Origin of the sequence: Pseudomonas sp. GX19020 (genome assembly GCF_023371075.1) — a bacterium.
In the GTDB taxonomy this organism is placed as follows: Bacteria; Pseudomonadota; Alphaproteobacteria; order Rhodobacterales; family Rhodobacteraceae; genus Pseudogemmobacter.
The window spans coordinates 126098-140917 of record NZ_JAMCCR010000012.1; the positions used below are offsets into that span (position 1 = coordinate 126098).

At 60.6% G+C, this 14820-nt stretch carries 25 protein-coding genes and 1 pseudogene; 2 read left to right on the forward strand and 24 right to left on the reverse strand.

From position 1 onward, the window contains the following. Nucleotides 1-14 precede the first annotated feature (14 nt). Both secY and rplO read right to left on the reverse strand, forming a co-directional pair. Nucleotides 15-1373 carry a preprotein translocase subunit SecY gene (gene secY, locus M3484_RS17205; RefSeq protein WP_092899201.1) on the reverse strand — a complete coding sequence of 453 codons (1359 nt, stop codon included), beginning with the start codon at nucleotides 1371-1373 and terminating at the stop codon, nucleotides 15-17. A 115-nt stretch (nucleotides 1374-1488) separates the two neighbouring features. Continuing rightward, the gene (gene rplO, locus M3484_RS17210; RefSeq protein WP_249498455.1) at nucleotides 1489-1962 is read right to left on the reverse strand and encodes a 50S ribosomal protein L15; all 474 of its coding nucleotides are present in this window, start codon (nucleotides 1960-1962) and stop codon (nucleotides 1489-1491) included. A gap of 223 nt (nucleotides 1963-2185) precedes the next feature. Between rplO and M3484_RS17215 the strand changes: the two genes are divergently transcribed. Then, nucleotides 2186-2677: an energy transducer TonB gene (locus M3484_RS17215; protein WP_249498456.1), complete on the forward strand. Its 492-nt coding sequence runs from the start codon at nucleotides 2186-2188 to the stop codon at nucleotides 2675-2677. Nucleotide 2678: 1 nt separating this feature from the next. Here the strand turns inward: M3484_RS17215 and M3484_RS17220 are convergent, their stop codons facing one another. The 12 genes from M3484_RS17220 to rpmC form a co-directional block, all read right to left on the reverse strand. Beyond that, on the reverse strand, nucleotides 2679-3659 hold the full coding sequence (locus M3484_RS17220; RefSeq protein WP_249498457.1) for a glycosyltransferase family protein: 981 nt from the start codon (nucleotides 3657-3659) through the stop codon (nucleotides 2679-2681). 101 nt (nucleotides 3660-3760) lie between these two features. After that, nucleotides 3761-3952 (reverse strand): 50S ribosomal protein L30, encoded by a 192-nt coding sequence (gene rpmD / locus M3484_RS17225; protein WP_092899209.1) that lies wholly within the window; start codon nucleotides 3950-3952, stop codon nucleotides 3761-3763. Nucleotides 3953-3957: 5 nt separating this feature from the next. Beyond that, on the reverse strand, nucleotides 3958-4518 hold the full coding sequence (rpsE, locus tag M3484_RS17230; RefSeq protein WP_092899211.1) for a 30S ribosomal protein S5: 561 nt from the start codon (nucleotides 4516-4518) through the stop codon (nucleotides 3958-3960). Between the two features lie 156 nt (nucleotides 4519-4674). Next, a complete protein-coding gene (gene rplR / locus M3484_RS17235) occupies nucleotides 4675-5034 on the reverse strand; it encodes a 50S ribosomal protein L18 (RefSeq protein WP_092899213.1) in 360 nt (119 codons plus the stop codon). 11 nt (nucleotides 5035-5045) lie between these two features. After that, entirely contained in the window at nucleotides 5046-5579 is a 534-nt protein-coding gene (rplF, locus tag M3484_RS17240) for a 50S ribosomal protein L6 (RefSeq protein ID WP_092899215.1), read from the reverse strand. 10 nt (nucleotides 5580-5589) lie between these two features. Then, nucleotides 5590-5988: a 30S ribosomal protein S8 gene (rpsH, locus tag M3484_RS17245; protein ID WP_092899217.1), complete on the reverse strand. Its 399-nt coding sequence runs from the start codon at nucleotides 5986-5988 to the stop codon at nucleotides 5590-5592. 12 nt (nucleotides 5989-6000) lie between these two features. Next, complete coding sequence (rpsN, locus tag M3484_RS17250; protein WP_092899219.1) at nucleotides 6001-6306, reverse strand: 30S ribosomal protein S14; 306 nt, start codon at nucleotides 6304-6306, stop codon at nucleotides 6001-6003. 18 nt (nucleotides 6307-6324) lie between these two features. Then, entirely contained in the window at nucleotides 6325-6885 is a 561-nt protein-coding gene (gene rplE / locus M3484_RS17255) for a 50S ribosomal protein L5 (RefSeq protein ID WP_092899221.1), read from the reverse strand. Further along, the gene (gene rplX, locus M3484_RS17260) at nucleotides 6885-7190 is read right to left on the reverse strand and encodes a 50S ribosomal protein L24 (RefSeq protein WP_092899223.1); all 306 of its coding nucleotides are present in this window, start codon (nucleotides 7188-7190) and stop codon (nucleotides 6885-6887) included. The genes rplE and rplX overlap by 1 nt, the downstream gene beginning before the upstream one ends. Before the next feature lies 1 nt (nucleotide 7191). Beyond that, on the reverse strand, nucleotides 7192-7560 hold the full coding sequence (gene rplN, locus M3484_RS17265; RefSeq protein WP_013066055.1) for a 50S ribosomal protein L14: 369 nt from the start codon (nucleotides 7558-7560) through the stop codon (nucleotides 7192-7194). 88 nt (nucleotides 7561-7648) lie between these two features. Then, nucleotides 7649-7882 carry a 30S ribosomal protein S17 gene (gene rpsQ, locus M3484_RS17270; RefSeq protein ID WP_092899225.1) on the reverse strand — a complete coding sequence of 78 codons (234 nt, stop codon included), beginning with the start codon at nucleotides 7880-7882 and terminating at the stop codon, nucleotides 7649-7651. An 11-nt stretch (nucleotides 7883-7893) separates the two neighbouring features. Further along, nucleotides 7894-8094, reverse strand: coding sequence for a 50S ribosomal protein L29 (gene rpmC, locus M3484_RS17275; protein WP_092899227.1), 201 nt, complete (start codon nucleotides 8092-8094; stop codon nucleotides 7894-7896). Between the two features lie 349 nt (nucleotides 8095-8443). Between rpmC and M3484_RS17280 the strand changes: the two genes are divergently transcribed. Next, the gene (locus M3484_RS17280; protein WP_249498458.1) at nucleotides 8444-8788 is read left to right on the forward strand and encodes a COG4315 family predicted lipoprotein; all 345 of its coding nucleotides are present in this window, start codon (nucleotides 8444-8446) and stop codon (nucleotides 8786-8788) included. Nucleotides 8789-8885: 97 nt separating this feature from the next. Here the strand turns inward: M3484_RS17280 and rplP are convergent, their stop codons facing one another. From rplP to rpsJ, 10 genes and pseudogenes are all read right to left on the reverse strand, one after another. Continuing rightward, on the reverse strand, nucleotides 8886-9299 hold the full coding sequence (gene rplP / locus M3484_RS17285) for a 50S ribosomal protein L16 (RefSeq protein WP_092899232.1): 414 nt from the start codon (nucleotides 9297-9299) through the stop codon (nucleotides 8886-8888). Between the two features lie 13 nt (nucleotides 9300-9312). Beyond that, the gene (rpsC, locus tag M3484_RS17290; protein ID WP_092899234.1) at nucleotides 9313-10038 is read right to left on the reverse strand and encodes a 30S ribosomal protein S3; all 726 of its coding nucleotides are present in this window, start codon (nucleotides 10036-10038) and stop codon (nucleotides 9313-9315) included. Beyond that, entirely contained in the window at nucleotides 10038-10373 is a 336-nt protein-coding gene (rplV, locus tag M3484_RS17295; RefSeq protein ID WP_502942477.1) for a 50S ribosomal protein L22, read from the reverse strand. Before rplV ends, rpsC begins: the two co-directional genes overlap by 1 nt. A 48-nt stretch (nucleotides 10374-10421) precedes the next feature. Further along, nucleotides 10422-10700, reverse strand: a complete 279-nt coding sequence (rpsS, locus tag M3484_RS17300) for a 30S ribosomal protein S19 (protein ID WP_249498465.1) — start codon at nucleotides 10698-10700, stop codon at nucleotides 10422-10424. Nucleotides 10701-10703: 3 nt separating this feature from the next. Next, nucleotides 10704-11543: a 50S ribosomal protein L2 gene (gene rplB, locus M3484_RS17305; RefSeq protein WP_249498467.1), complete on the reverse strand. Its 840-nt coding sequence runs from the start codon at nucleotides 11541-11543 to the stop codon at nucleotides 10704-10706. A 252-nt stretch (nucleotides 11544-11795) separates the two neighbouring features. Further along, the gene (locus M3484_RS17310) at nucleotides 11796-12308 is read right to left on the reverse strand and encodes a hypothetical protein (protein ID WP_249498468.1); all 513 of its coding nucleotides are present in this window, start codon (nucleotides 12306-12308) and stop codon (nucleotides 11796-11798) included. 280 nt (nucleotides 12309-12588) lie between these two features. Continuing rightward, a complete protein-coding gene (locus tag M3484_RS17315; RefSeq protein WP_249498469.1) occupies nucleotides 12589-12885 on the reverse strand; it encodes a 50S ribosomal protein L23 in 297 nt (98 codons plus the stop codon). Next, nucleotides 12882-13502, reverse strand: coding sequence for a 50S ribosomal protein L4 (gene rplD, locus M3484_RS17320; protein ID WP_092899246.1), 621 nt, complete (start codon nucleotides 13500-13502; stop codon nucleotides 12882-12884). Before rplD ends, M3484_RS17315 begins: the two co-directional genes overlap by 4 nt. 95 nt (nucleotides 13503-13597) lie before the next feature. Further along, a pseudogene (gene rplC, locus M3484_RS17325) lies at nucleotides 13598-14224 on the reverse strand (50S ribosomal protein L3); the annotation flags it as partial. A gap of 10 nt (nucleotides 14225-14234) precedes the next feature. Next, on the reverse strand, nucleotides 14235-14543 hold the full coding sequence (rpsJ, locus tag M3484_RS17330) for a 30S ribosomal protein S10 (protein ID WP_092899250.1): 309 nt from the start codon (nucleotides 14541-14543) through the stop codon (nucleotides 14235-14237). Between the last annotated feature and the right edge of the window lie 277 nt (nucleotides 14544-14820).

Genomic DNA, 14820 nt, shown 5'->3' on the forward strand with positions numbered 1-14820 from the left:
CCTTAACCTCGGGCTTAGCGGCGGGCTGGCGCGCGCGGGCCCGTCTTGCGCTTGCCGCGCAACTGCGACTTTTCGATCAGGCTCTCATACTGATGTGCCAGCAGATGCGACTGAACCTGGTTGATCGTATCCATCGTCACCGACACCACGATCAGAACCGACGTGCCGCCAAAGTAGAAAGGCAGCCCGATATTGGCGATCAGGAATTCCGGCAGAAGGCAGACGGCAGCCAGATAGGCAGACCCCAGAACAAGCACGCGATTGGTCACATAGGTGAGGTAATCTTCGGTCTTCTTGCCGGGACGGATGCCCGGGATAAACCCGTTCTGCGTCTTCAGATTCTCGGCCACTTCATCAACTTTGAAGCTGACATTATGGGTGTAGAAATAGCTGAAGAACACAATCAGCAGACCCAGAGCCAGGGCATGCAGCGGCGTGCCATAGCCAAGATACAGCGCGATCCAGCTGATCACCGGGTTCGTCGTATTGCCCGAGAAGGTGCCGATGGTGGTCGGCAGCAAAAGGATCGACGAGGCGAAGATCGCGGGGATAACGCCGGCCGGGTTGACCTTGATCGGCAGATGCGACGAGCCGCCGTCATAGACCTTCATCCCCACCTGGCGGCGCGGATACTGAATATGGATCTTGCGCAAAGCGCGTTCCATGAACACGACGAAGGCGATGACAAGGATCACCATCACGATCACGCCAAGGATCACCGGGGTCGAGATCGCGCCCGAACGGCCCTGTGCGAGGAAGTTCATCAGCGCGGCCGGGATCTCGGCGACGATACCGACGAAGATGATCAGCGAGATGCCGTTGCCGATGCCGCGGGCGGTGATCTGCTCGCCCAGCCACATCAGGAACATGGTGCCGCCGACCAGGGTGATCACGACGCCCGCGACGAAATACCAGCCCGGATTATGCGCAAGGTCACCGGCCTGCAGCGAGGCTGCGATCCCGTAAGCCTGGAAGACCGCCAGCAGCACGGTGCCGTAGCGGGTATACTGGTTCAGCTTCTTGCGACCCAGTTCGCCCTCTTTCTTGAGGTTCTTCCAGGGCTCATACATCGTGCCCAGCAGCTGGACGATGATCGAGGCCGAGATATAGGGCATGATGCCAAGGGCGAAGATGCCCATCCGGCTCATGGCGCCGCCGGTAAACAGGTTCAGCATCCCGCCGATCCCCTGCCCCACCTCCTGCCATGTGCGGCGAAGGGCCTCGCCTTCGATCCCCGGCACCGGAATATAGGTGCCAAGCCGATAGATGATCAGCAGGCCGATGGTAAAGAAGATGCGTTGGCGAAGATCGGTCGCCTTGGCCAAAGCCCCCCAGGAGAGGTTGGCGGCCATTTGCTCTGCGGCAGATGCCATTTCCGGTCTCTTTCATGGACAGCGCCGCCGGACCGTTTTATCCGGGTCCGGCGGCGCAGGAAAACGTGAGTGAGATGTAAGCGACGATGACGCCGCTCACAACCGCTTTGTTGGCTTATTCAGCCGCAGCGTCAGCCTTTACCGTGATCGAGCCGCCAGCAGCCTTGATGGCCTCGACAGCAGCGGCCGAAGCGCCGGTCACGTTCAGTTTGACAGCCGATTTGATCTCGCCCTTGTTCAGGATGCGGATACCATCACGCTTGTTCGAGGTCAGGCCGGCTGCAACCAGCGCGTCCTCGTTGATCTCGGCCTTGATGTCGAGCTTGCCCATGTCGATGAATTTCTCGATCAGACCCAGGTTGACGACTGCATATTCTTTGGCGTTCGGCTTGTTGAAGCCGCGCTTGGGCAGACGGCGATAGAGCGGCATCTGGCCACCCTCATATCCGCCGATAGCCACACCCGAACGGGATTTCTGGCCCTTGATACCGCGCCCTGCGGTTTTACCTTTGCCCGAACCCGGGCCGCGTGCCACGCGCTTTTTCTTACGGGCGGCGCCAGCGTTGTCGTGAAGTTCATTCAGTTTCATGTCGCATACTCCTGGCCGGAACGGCCCCGCCTGCGACGGATGGGGCCAACACGGCATTTCTTGGTTGTGAGTCGCAGCCCGCTGGGCCACGCTGGCGCCTATAGACCACCACCCAGCCCCTGGCAAGCCCGGCGTCGCCGCTGGTGCCCGAACCCTGAGCGCGGCACGGTCAGACATCACCCCTGGCCGGGGCACGAACCCGGCCATTTGCTCAGGATCTGCTATGACCGCCTACGTTTCCGCCGCCCGCCTCACTGCTCTTTTCGCGGCCCTCAGCCTGTCACTCTCTCCGCTTGCCGCTGTTGCGCAAGAGCCGGCTGCGCCCGGCGAGGCAGCCCTGCCCGAAGCAGCGAGCGCAGCCGAGGCCCCCGCCACGACCGAAGATTATGTCGCCGCAGTGATCGCACGGATCAACAGCGTCAGGCTGAACACCGCGACACTGCGCGACGCCGGAATAACCGGTGACTTCACGACACGCGTCGCCTTTACCACCGGCGCCGATGGCCGCCTCGTCTCCAGTGCGGTCGCGGAAAGTTCGGGGCAACCGATGTTCGACAATATCGCCATGGCGCAGATCCGCTCTGCGGAGCCCTTCCCGCTTTTTGCACCGGATATGGGGGATGCTGATCGCAGCTTCTCGATTCTCGTCACCGGCAATATCCCCGCCCAGCCGGAGGCCCCGGCCGAAGAGGGAACAGAGCCCCCGGCAGAGTAACTCAGAGACTGGCCAGCCAGTCGCACCAGACCGAGGGCGCGCTGCGGTCACGGGCGATGTCCTGGGCACGCAGCGCCATTTCCCGGATCCCGGCCCCGCCGGACGCAAGACGCTCCATCGCGGTGCCAAGCGCCTCCGGGCTGGCGGGCGGCAGCAACAGCGCAGTGGCCGGGTCGACATAATCCCGCACCCCGAGCGAATCGGTGATCGCCAGCGGCACGCCCAGCAACTGTGCGCCAACCAGCGTGATATGGCCGTTGGGCGTGCGGCCCTCGCGCAGCGGCAACAGCATCCCCGCAGCCCCGCTGACCAGCCCCCAGGCCGAGGCCGCCGGCAAATTGGCGAAGGCCTTTACATTGGGCGGCAGTTCCAGCCCCGCAAGGTTATAGGGCCGCGCGATCACCACCAGCCGCAGATCAGGGCGCATCCGCGCAGCCTGCATCAGCGTCGCATAGTCCCGCCCCTCGCCGCCAAGCGCGACCAGCCAGGGCTGATCGAAGGGTGCCTCCACCTCACCCGTGCGGGGCACCTCCATCGCCCAGGGCAGGTAGGTGAAACGTTCCGGTGGCAGGCCGAAATGACGCGCATAAAGGTCGCGCTCAAAATTCGAGAAGATGACGAATTCATCGACGCGGGACAGCGCGGCACGATAGGCGCGCAACTTCCGCCCCTGCGGCAGATCGGTAAAATTGAAGGCAAATGCGATATGTCTTATCCCTGCCCCGCTGCGTGATCCTGGCCCTGCCAGCGCGGCCACACGCAATGTCGCGCCCGGCAAATGGCTGACCAGCACTGCATCTGACCGCTCCCGCGCAGCCCTGACCGCGCGCCGCGCCGCAGCCCATGAATTCAGCCGCAGCCCCCAGGAGCGGCTGCCCGGCGCGATGACATGGCATTCCGAACTCAGCCCCGGGATCTTGCAGACAGGATCCGGGAAACGCCAGTCAGGCCCCATCAGTTCGGAAAAGTTCACCAGATGCACGCGCGGTCCTTTCGTAATGCGGCACCATCCTGGCGGCAGTGGCGCAAAAAGAAAACGCCCCGGTCGCGGGGACCGGGGCGTTTTCAGAACTCTTGCGAGGCTCAGCCGCGCTCTTCGATGATCTTCACAAGATGCGGGATCTTGTTGACCATGCCGCGCACTGCCGGGGTATCTTCCAGCTCGCGGGTGCGGTTGATTTTGTTCAGGCCGAGACCGATCAGGGTCTGGGTCTGGATCGCCGGGCGGCGTGCTGCCGAGGCGTATTGCTGGACGACGATGGTTTTCTTAGCCATTTCGATCAGCCCTCCGCCGCTTCGGTTTCCGGCTTACGCAGGATCTCGGCGACTTTCTTGCCACGACGTGCCGCAACCGAACGCGGCGAGTTCTCTTTCGAGAGACCCTCAAACGTGGCGCGGATCATGTTGTAGGGGTTCTGCGAGCCGAGCGACTTCGCAACAACGTCCTGCACACCGAGCATTTCAAAGACAGCGCGCATCGGGCCGCCGGCGATGATACCGGTACCTGCAACAGCGGTCCGCATCACGACTTTACCAGCGCCGTGACGGCCCTCGATGTCGTGGTGAAGCGTGCGGGCGTCTTTCAGCTGCACACGGATCATCTGACGCTTGGCCTGCTCGGTGGCTTTACGAACTGCCTCCGGCACTTCTTTCGCCTTGCCCTTGCCGAAACCGACGCGGCCGCGCTGGTCGCCGACGACGACGAGAGCTGCGAAGCCAAAGCGCTTACCGCCCTTGACGGTTTTCGACACGCGGTTGATCGCGACGAGGCGATCTGCGAATTCCGGGGTCTCTTCGCGACGGTCGTCACGACGCTCCCGGCGGTTATCACGTTCTGCCATGTGACAGAGTCCTTTCCGTGAGTGGCACGGGCGAGCCGCGCCTGATTTGGTTCAATCCTGGTGAGATGCTGCCAGGCCCGGTTTCCCGAATGTGCAGCGCTCCCGGATCATCGGGGTGGCGCGGGGTAAGTAAAAACCCATCGCCACCCGCAGGGATCAGAACTTCAGACCGCCTTCACGAGCAGCATCGGCCAGAGCCTTGATTTTGCCGTGGAAGAGGAAACCACCGCGGTCGAAGTAAACTTCTTCCACACCAGCTGCTTTGGCGCGTTCTGCAATCGCTGCACCCACTTTCGCGGCTGCTTCGACGTTGTTCTTGCCAACGACGCCCAGTTCTTTTTCCAGCGACGAGGCAGCTGCCAGGGTCACGCCCTTCACATCGTCGATCAGCTGAACGCTGATGTTTTTCGACGAGCGGTGAACGGAGAGACGCAGACGACCTGCATTCGCCGATTTGATTTTGTTCCGTACGCGCAAGCGGCGCTTCAGGAACAGCTCTCGTTTGTTCAAAGCCATTTTTGCGCCCCTTACTTCTTCTTGCCTTCCTTGCGGAAGACGAACTCGCCCTTGTAGCGGATCCCTTTGCCCTTGTAGGGCTCGGGACGCTTCCAGTTGCGGATGTTCGCTGCCACCTGGCCGACTTCCTGCTGATCGATGCCCTCGACGGTGATCTCGGTGGGCTTCGGGGTCGTAACGGTGATCCCCTTCGGCACTTCGAAATTCACTTCATGCGAGAAGCCCAGAGACAGTTTCAGAACATTGCCAGCCATCGCCGCACGATAACCAACGCCCTGGATCTCCATCTCTTTCTTGAAGCCGGTGGTCACACCGGTCACAAGATTTTCGATCATCGAACGCGACATGCCCCATTGCTGACGAGCAATTTTGGAAAGGCCACGCGGGGTGACTTTCACTTCATTGCCCTCAACAGTGACCGACACATTGTCGCCAGCGGTGAAGGAACGGGTGCCTTTCGGCCCCTTGACTTCGATGGTCTGGCCGGAGACGGACGCGGTAACGCCCTTCGCCAGCTCTACGGGTTTTTTGCCGATACGAGACATTAAACCCTCCTCAGAACACGGTGCAAAGCACTTCGCCGCCAACATTGGCTGCGCGTGCATTTGCATCCGACAGAACGCCCTTCGGGGTCGAGACGATCGCGACGCCAAGTCCATTGCGGACCGAGGGAAGCTGCTCAACGCCCATATACACGCGACGGCCCGGCTTGGAGACCCGCTTCAATTCGCGGATGACCGGCTCGCCTTCGTAGTATTTCAGGCTGATGGTGAATTCGCCCTGACCATTCGAGGTCTCGGCTTTTTCATAACCGCGGATGTAACCTTCTGCGAGCAGCACGTCGAGGACGCGGGCGCGCAGGGTCGAAGCCGGGGTCGAAACCGTGGACTTGCCGCGCAGCGACGAGTTACGGATACGGGTCAGCATATCGCCGATGGGATCATTAACAGGCATCTGCTTTCTCCCTTACCAGCTCGACTTGACCATGCCCGGGATCTGGCCGAACGAGGCCAGGTCACGCAGCTTGATCCGCGACAGTTTCAGCTTACGGTAGTAAGCATGCGGACGACCCGTCAGCTGGCAACGGTTATGCATGCGCACAGCCGAGGAGTTGCGGGGCATCTCAGCCAGTTTCAGAGTCGCCGCAAAGCGCTCTTCAATCGGCTTCTCTTGGTCATTGATCACCGCCTTGAGTGCAGCGCGCTTGGTGGCATGTTGTGCCACCAGCTTTTCGCGCTTCACTTCGCGGTTCACCATGGATTTCTTAGCCATGTTTCAGGTTCCTCGCGATCAGGCCGTGAACGGCATGTTGAAATGCTTCAGCAGGGATTTTGCTTCGGCATCCGACTTGGCGTTCGTGCAGATGATGATGTCCATACCCAGAACTTCATCGACTTTGTCGAATTCGATTTCCGGGAAAACGATGTGCTCTTTCAGGCCCATGGCATAGTTGCCATTGCCGTCAAACGAGGTGCCTTTCACGCCGCGGAAGTCGCGGACGCGCGGCAGAGCCACGTTGATCAGACGATCAAGGAATTCATACATCTTGTCGCCGCGCAGCGTGACTTTGGTGCCGAGCGGCATCTCTTCACGAACGCGGAAGCCTGCGATGGATTTCTTGGCTTTGGTGATGACGGCCTTCTGGCCGGCGATCTGCGAAAGCTCCTCGGAGGCCTGCTTGACCTTCTTGGTGTCTTTCACCGCTTCACCAACGCCCATGTTCAGGACGATCTTTTCCAGACGCGGGATCTGCATGTCGTTCTTATAGGAGAATTCCTCCTTAAGAGCGGCGCGGATCTTGGTCTTGAACTCGGCCTTCAGACGCGGGGTATAGGTTGCTTTATCCGACATCAGATAGCCTCCCCGGTGGTCTTGGCGAAGCGGATCTTCTTGCCGTCTTCCTCACGGAAGCCAACGCGGGTCGCTTTGCCGTTTTTGTCGAGCAGCGCGAGGTTCGACAGGTCGATCGGCATCGCTTTCGGGATGCGGCCACCCTGGCTGCCTGCGGATTGCTTGGTGTGACGGATCGCGATGTTCACGCCATCAACCACAGCTTTGCCGGCTTTCGGCGAAACAGACGAGATCTCGCCTTGCTTGCCCTTGTCCTTGCCGGTCAGAACGACGACGGTGTCGCCTTTTTTCAGCTTAGCAGCCATATCACAGCACCTCCGGCGCCAGCGAGATGATCTTCATGAAGTTCTTCGCGCGCAGCTCACGAACCACCGGCCCGAAGATACGGGTACCGACCGGCTCGCCCTGGTTGTTCAGGATGACGGCAGCGTTGCGGTCGAAACGGATGGCGGTGCCATCTTCACGACGAACTTCTTTCGCGGTGCGAACGACGACGGCTTTACGCACGTCACCTTTCTTAACGCGACCCTTAGGAATCGCCTCCTTGACCGACACCACGATGATGTCGCCCACGGATGCGTAGCGGCGGTGCGAGCCGCCCAGAACCTTGATGCACTGAACCCGGCGGGCGCCGGAGTTATCAGCTACATCCAGATTGGTCTGCATCTGGATCATTTGGTTTCTCCCGACCTTCGGGGACAGCGATCAACCGCCCCGGGGTATCGCTCAGTTGTAGCTGAACGGTATGGAGAGGACTGATTGCTCAGGCCTCGACCACCACCGTCCAACGCTTCGTCTTCGAAATCGGCGCGCACTCCTCGATACGAACAGTGTCACCCACTTTGAATTTGTTTTCCGCGTCATGGGCGCGGTATTTCTTCGACTTACGGACCGTTTTCTGCAGCAGCGGGTGCTTGAAACGACGCTCGACCGAGACAGTGATGGTCTGCTCGTTCTTGTCGGAGGTCACGGTGCCAGTCAGGATGCGCTTCGGCATGGGTCTGATCCTTACTTCGCAGCTTCAGCGGCTTTTTGGCCGAGAACGGTTTTGATACGGGCCACTTCGCGGCGCACGGTGCGCATGCGGGCGGTGTTCTCAAGCTGGTTGGTCGCTTGCTGGAAGCGCAGATTGAAGGCTTCCTTCTTGAGCGCAACAAGGCTGTCACGCAGCTGGTCCGGGGTTTTCCCGGTCAGTTCTTTGGCGGTCATTCGCCTTTTCCTTTTACATTCACCAGAGGGCCCCGACATGTGGCCGGGTGACCTTTGACCTGGTGGATCAATGAAATATCAACGAATCCGAGTCGCCCCGGATCCGTGGATGGGGCCTGATACAGGAGCACCACCCAAAGGGCAAGAAAGAACTTCCGGCGGGCCCTTTGCCACCCTGCTGGTCCGGATCTTCCCACGGATCGGCCAGAGATGGCCGTTCTCTCCCGCCGTCTCGGAAAGGTGAATACGCATCCGGGCCAACCGGGCGCATCCTTTGCGCACCGCAGGCTGCACCTGACTGCAGGTCGCCTGTCCGGCCGGTCGAATTCCTCTTTCGGGAGCCCTGATCATGAAACCTTCACGCGTGACACTCACCCTCGCCTGCCTACTGCTCAGCTCAGCGGGTATGGTGCGGGCCGAGACCGGAATGACGAAGATGACGCTCTATACCTATGATAATGACAAAGGCGCAGAAAGCAGCTGCTATGACGACTGCGCCACCAACTGGCCGCCCTATCTCGCCAAAACCGGCGAAACCCTGGGCGAAGGCTGGACCATGACGGCGCGCAAAGATGGCGCCATGCAATGGGCCTATGACGGCAAGCCGGCCTATTTCTATATCGGAGATAAAAAGGCAGGTGATGCGACCGGAGACGGCAAGGGTGGCGTCTGGCATGTCATCAGCACGAAATAGCGCCCGGTCGGACCACCGTTAAGCCATATCACACGGAAAAGGCCCCCGGCGATCTCCCGCCGGGGGCCTTCTGTTTCTGTCACGAAGATCTGGCAGATTACCAGTCTTCGCGCGCCACGATGCGCGAGGTGACCGGCAGTTTCATCGCGCCGAGACGCAGGGCTTCACGAGCGATTTCCTCGTTGACACCGTCGATCTCGAACATGATGCGGCCGGGCTTCACCTTGCAGGCCCAGTAATCGACCGAGCCCTTACCGGAACCCATCCGGACCTCGGTCGGCTTTGCCGAAACCGGGGTATCCGGGAAGATACGGATCCAGACACGGCCCTGACGCTTCATGTGGCGGGTGATCGCGCGGCGGGCCGCTTCGATCTGCCGCGCCGTGACGCGCTCGGGTTCGGTCGATTTCAGAGCAAACGAGCCGAAGTTCAGGGTGGAGCCGCCTTTGGCTTCGCCCTTGATGCGGCCCTTGTGCATCTTGCGGAATTTAGTGCGCTTTGGTTGCAGCATTGTTCAATACTCCTCAGGCGCGCTCACGGTCGCCACGCTCACGGCGCGGACCGCGGGGTGCCGGAGCATCCGCTGCCTCTGCCAGGCGACGATCATGGGCTTGCGGATCATGCTCAAGGATTTCGCCTTTGAAGATCCAGACTTTGACGCCGATGATCCCATAGGGGGTTTCGGCCTCGCTCAGCGCATAGTCGATATCCGCGCGCAGGGTGTGCAGCGGCACACGGCCTTCACGGTACCATTCGGTACGCGCGATTTCCGCACCACCAAGACGACCAGCCACGTTCACACGGATGCCGAGGGCGCCCATGCGCATCGCGTTCTGCACGCCACGCTTCATCGCACGACGGAACGACACACGACGCTCCATCTGTTGTGCGATCGACTCGGCCACCAGCTGGGCATCGACTTCGGGCTTGCGCACTTCGACGATGTTCAGATGCAGGTCCGAGGCGGTGAAGGCCGCGACCTTCTTGCGAAGCGTCTCGATGTCAGCGCCTTTTTTGCCGATGATCACACCCGGACGCGCCGAGTAGATGGTCACGCGGCACTTGCGGTGCGGACGCTCGATGACGACTTTCGAGATGCCGGCCTGCTTGGCTTCCTTGTGGATGAACTCACGGATGCGGAGATCTTCCAGAAGCAGGTTGCCGAAATCTTTCGATTCAGCGAACCAGCGGCTGTCCCAGGTACGGTTGACCTGAAGGCGCATGCCGATCGGATTGACCTTCTGACCCATTATGCCGACTCCCCGGACTGACGAACCTTGATGGTGATTTCGCTGAACGGCTTCATGATTTTGCCGAAGCGACCACGAGCCCGCGGACGGCCCCGCTTCATCACCAGGTTCTTGCCGCACCAGGCTTCCGCCACGATCAGGTTGTCAACGTCGAGACCATGGTTGTTCTCGGCATTGGCAATCGCGGATTGCAGGACTTTCTTCACTTCGCCAGCGATACGACGCTTGGAGAAGGTCAGATCGGCCAGAGCCTTGTCGACTTTCTTGCCGCGGATCAGGCCCGCAACCAGATTCAGTTTCTGGGGCGAGGTGCGCAGCATACGTGCCACGGCCATCGCCTCATTATCCGCCACGCGGCGCGGATTCTTTTCCTTACCCATGGCTTACTTCCTCTTGGCTTTTTTGTCGGCAGCATGCCCGTAATAGGTACGGGTCGGCGAATATTCACCGAATTTCTGACCGATCATTTCCTCGGTCACAGCGACCGGGACGTGTTTTTTGCCGTTATAGACGCCGAAGGTAAGCCCGACGAATTGCGGCAGGATGGTGGAACGGCGCGACCAGATCTTGATCACTTCGCTCTTGCCCGAAGCGCGCGATGCTTCTGCCTTTTTCAGGACATAGCCATCGACAAACGGGCCTTTCCAGATGGAACGTGCCATGGATCAGCGCCCTTTCTTCTTGGCGTGACGCGAGCGGACAATGTATTTGTCCGTCGTCGAGTTGGTGCGCGTACGGGCGCCCTTGGTGGGTTTGCCCCAGGGCGTAACCGGGTGACGGCCACCCGAGGTCCGGCCTTCACCACCACCATGCGGGTGGTCGATCGGGTTCATTGCCACACCGCGAACGGTCGGGCGGACGCCCTTGTGACGCAGACGACCGGCTTTACCGAAGTTCTGGTTCGAGTTGTCGGGGTTCGACACGGCACCGATGGTTGCCATGCATTCCTGACGGACCAGACGCAGTTCGCCCGACGAGAGGCGGATCTGCGCATAGGAGCCGTCACGACCGACGAATTGAGCATAGGTGCCTGCGGCGCGTGCCAGCTGACCACCTTTGCCGGCTTTCAGTTCCACGTTGTGCACGATGGTACCGATCGGCATGCCCGAGAAAGGCATTGCATTGCCGGGCTTCACGTCGACTTTGGCGCCGGCGACAACCTGGTCACCAACAGCCAGACGCTGCGGCGCGAGGATATAGGCCTGCTCGCCGTCAGCATAACGCACCAGCGCGATGAAGGCGGTGCGGTTGGGGTCGTATTCGATCCGTTCAACGGTCGCTGCGACATCCCATTTTGCGCGTTTGAAATCCACGATGCGGTAGAGGCGCTTTGCCCCGCCGCCCTGGTGGCGCACAGTAATCCGTCCGGTATTGTTCCGACCACCATGTTTACGCAGACCTTCGGTCAGCGCTTTAACAGGGCGGCCCTTCCACAGCTCCGAACGGTCGATCAGAACCAGCCCGCGCTGGCCTGGCGTCGTAGGTTTATAAGACCTGAGTGCCATGTTCTCTGTCTTCCGTTTGCTTCATGGGCCATAAGTGCCGCCCGCTGATCTTGCGATCTGAAGGTGGCTTTTCGGCCCGGGGTTAAGGGCTCCGAAGATCCCCGGCTGAGTTGCCTTGCCCCTTCTGGTGAAAGAGTTCGGCAAAACCAAAGACCCCCGGACGAATCCGGGGGCTTTGGGATGGAGGGCTGGTAACAGAAAGAAGTTGGGGCGGCAACAGCTCTGTGCGCTTTTTCCGCGCCCCTGCCCTGCCTAGCGCTGCGCGGTGACGAAGAGTTCTTCGGTCGCCGCATCATAAGCGATATATCCCACGGTGTCGGGCTGCACCGCACCGCTGCCGATCTCGACTACGGTGCCGTCAACGGGGCGGATATGGCCGATCAGCAGCTGATCGGCGACGCCCTCTTCGATCAGCGCAACAAAGGCGCCGTCTTTCCAGACCGCGATCCTGCCATCGAAGAACTCACAGCCGCCACCGTCTCGAGGCGTGGCGATGGCGGCAAAGCTGACCAGTTCAAAATCATAGAAAGACACCTCGCTGGTCACCACCCAGTCGCCATCGGCAAGGATCCTGCCGGGGGCCGAGAGGTCGTCACTGGCAGGATAGCACTGGTTCTCCGCCTGGATCCCGACCGGATTGCCGGTCACGGCTTCGCCGCCCCTGACGAGGAAATCCGCCGACTCGCTGGAAACCGTAAAGGCATGTCCTGCGAGAGGCAGGAGGGAAAGGCTGAGTGCCGCAATGGCGGTTTTCGACAGCGACATGTTCACTCCGGTTTTGTTACGCGGCTCCGGGCCTCAAAGTGTTGCGGCTCCGGTCGGGTGCCTTTGTGCCTCCCCCTGTGTCCGGCCTCAACGCAGGTATCCCCTGGTTGACAAATGACGGCAACACCCCGCCTGCCCGCCGGAAAGCCCGCTTTGGCCGGTCCGGCAGCGGGCAGAAACCTCAGGCACCGTTTTCGGGCCGGAGTGGCGCAGCGCCATACCCCACAACGAAAAAAAGCCCCCGCTTTCGCAGGGGCTTTCAATTTCACCGATCAGAAGATCAGAGGCCGGTCGACACGTCGATCGTGTTGCCCTCTTCGAGGGTCACATAGGCCTTTTTCACGTCCGAACGCTCACCGGCGCGGCCGCGGAAACGCTTGGCCTTGCCTTTGGTGATGGTGGTGTTGACGGCTTTGACCTTGACGCCAAAGACGGCCTCAACGGCCTCTTTGATCTGCGGCTTGGTCGATGCCATCGCAACCTGGAACACAACCGCGCCATTTTCCGAGGCCAGGGTGGCTTTCTCGGTGATGACCGGCTTGCGGATCACATCGTAATGTTCTGCTTTCGCGCTCATTTCAGGCGAGCCTCCAGAGCTTCGATACCTGCTTTGGTGATCACGAGCGTGTCACGCTTCAGGATATCATAGACATTGGCGCCGATGGTCGGGAGCACGTCCACGCCTTCGATGTTGCGGGCAGCCAGTGCGAAATTCGCATCAACCGTTGCACCATCGATGACCAGAACGCGTTTCCAGCCACGCTCGCCCAGGGTTTTGGCCAGAAGACCGGTTTTCGCATCGGCCAGCGCGAGGCTGTCGAGGATCACCAGTTCGCCGGCTTTGGCCTTGGCCGAAAGCGCGTGACGCAGACCGAGCGCACGGAACTTCTTCGGCAGGTCATGGGCGTGGCTGCGGGGCTGCGGGCCCTTATAGACACCACCGTGACGGAAGATCGGAGCTTTCTTGGACCCGTGACGTGCGCCACCGGTGCCTTTTTGCTTGTAGATCTTCTTGGTCGAATAGCTCACATCCGATTTACCCAGCGTCGAATGGGTACCGGCCTGTGCTTTCGCACGCTGCCAGCGGACCACACGGTGCAGAATGTCGGCGCGCGGCTCAAGGCCGAACAGCGCTTCGTTCAGGTCAACCGAACCGGCTTTGTCGCCGTCGAGTTTGATCACATCAAGTTTCATGCTTCACCCCCTTCGACTGCTTCCACAGCCGGAGCAGCAGCACCCGCGAGCGCCTTGACGGCAGCCGGACGCGGAGCGTCAGCATGCGGAGCCTTTTTCACGGCATCCTTGACAGTGACCCAGCCACCGGCCGAACCGGGGACAGCGCCCTTGACGAGGATCAGGCCACGCTCTGCATCGGTCTTGACGACCTGCAGGTTCTGGGTGGTCACGCGAACGGCCCCCATATGGCCAGCCATTTTCTTGCCCTTGAACACCTTGCCGGGGTCCTGGCACTGGCCGGTCGAACCGTGCGAACGGTGCGAAACCGACACACCGTGCGACGCGCGAAGACCGCCGAAGTTGTGACGCTTCATCGCACCGGCAAAGCCTTTACCGATCGAGGTGCCTGCGACATCGACGAACTGGCCCGAAACATAGTGTTCGGCCGAGATTTCGGCGCCCACTTCGATCAGGTTGTCAGGCGAGACGCGGAACTCGACCAGCTTGCGCTTGGGGGCGACATTCGCTTTCGCGAAATGGCCACGCTGCGCGGCAGTGGTGCGCGAAACTTTGGCAGTGCCGGCGCCGAGCTGAACAGCGGTATAGCCGTCAACGTCGTCGGTGCGGTTTGCCACGACCTGAAGGGCGTCAAGCTGCAGCACCGTGACCGGGATCTGCTTGCCGTCTTCCAGGAACAGCCGGGTCATGCCCAGCTTCTTTGCGATAATACCGGAACGCATCTTTGCCCCCTTACACCTTGATCTCGACATCCACGCCAGCGGCGAGGTCGAGCTTCATCAGCGCGTCCACGGTCTGGGGGGTCGGATTGACGATGTCGAGAAGACGCTTATGGGTACGAATCTCCCACTGGTCGCGCGACTTCTTGTCGATATGCGGACCACGCAGAACCGTGAATTTCTCGATTTTGTTCGGCAGCGGGATCGGCCCGCGGACTTCTGCACCGGTGCGCTTGGCCGTGGAAACGATTTCCTGGGTGCTGGCATCCAGCACGCGGTAATCGAAGGCCTTGAGGCGGATGCGAATGGTCTGACCTTGCATTGCTTCTTCCTTCGGAACGTCATGATGAGGCCAGGATGGCCGCATCCGATAGGTTCACATGTTGACGGTCTTTTTCTCTGAACGGGCGGAACAAACTACCCACCCGAAGAATCAGGCAAACGGCACTTGTCAGCGCCGCGCGCCCCTTTTGCACCAAAGCCTGAGGAAATCAAGGCCCCTGCCCTGCTATTCGCCGAAAACACCTGCAGAGCGTATGGCCTCTTCCTTCACCTTGGCCTCTGGCCACCTGTAGGCTCCCCCGCACGGGGCTTGCAAT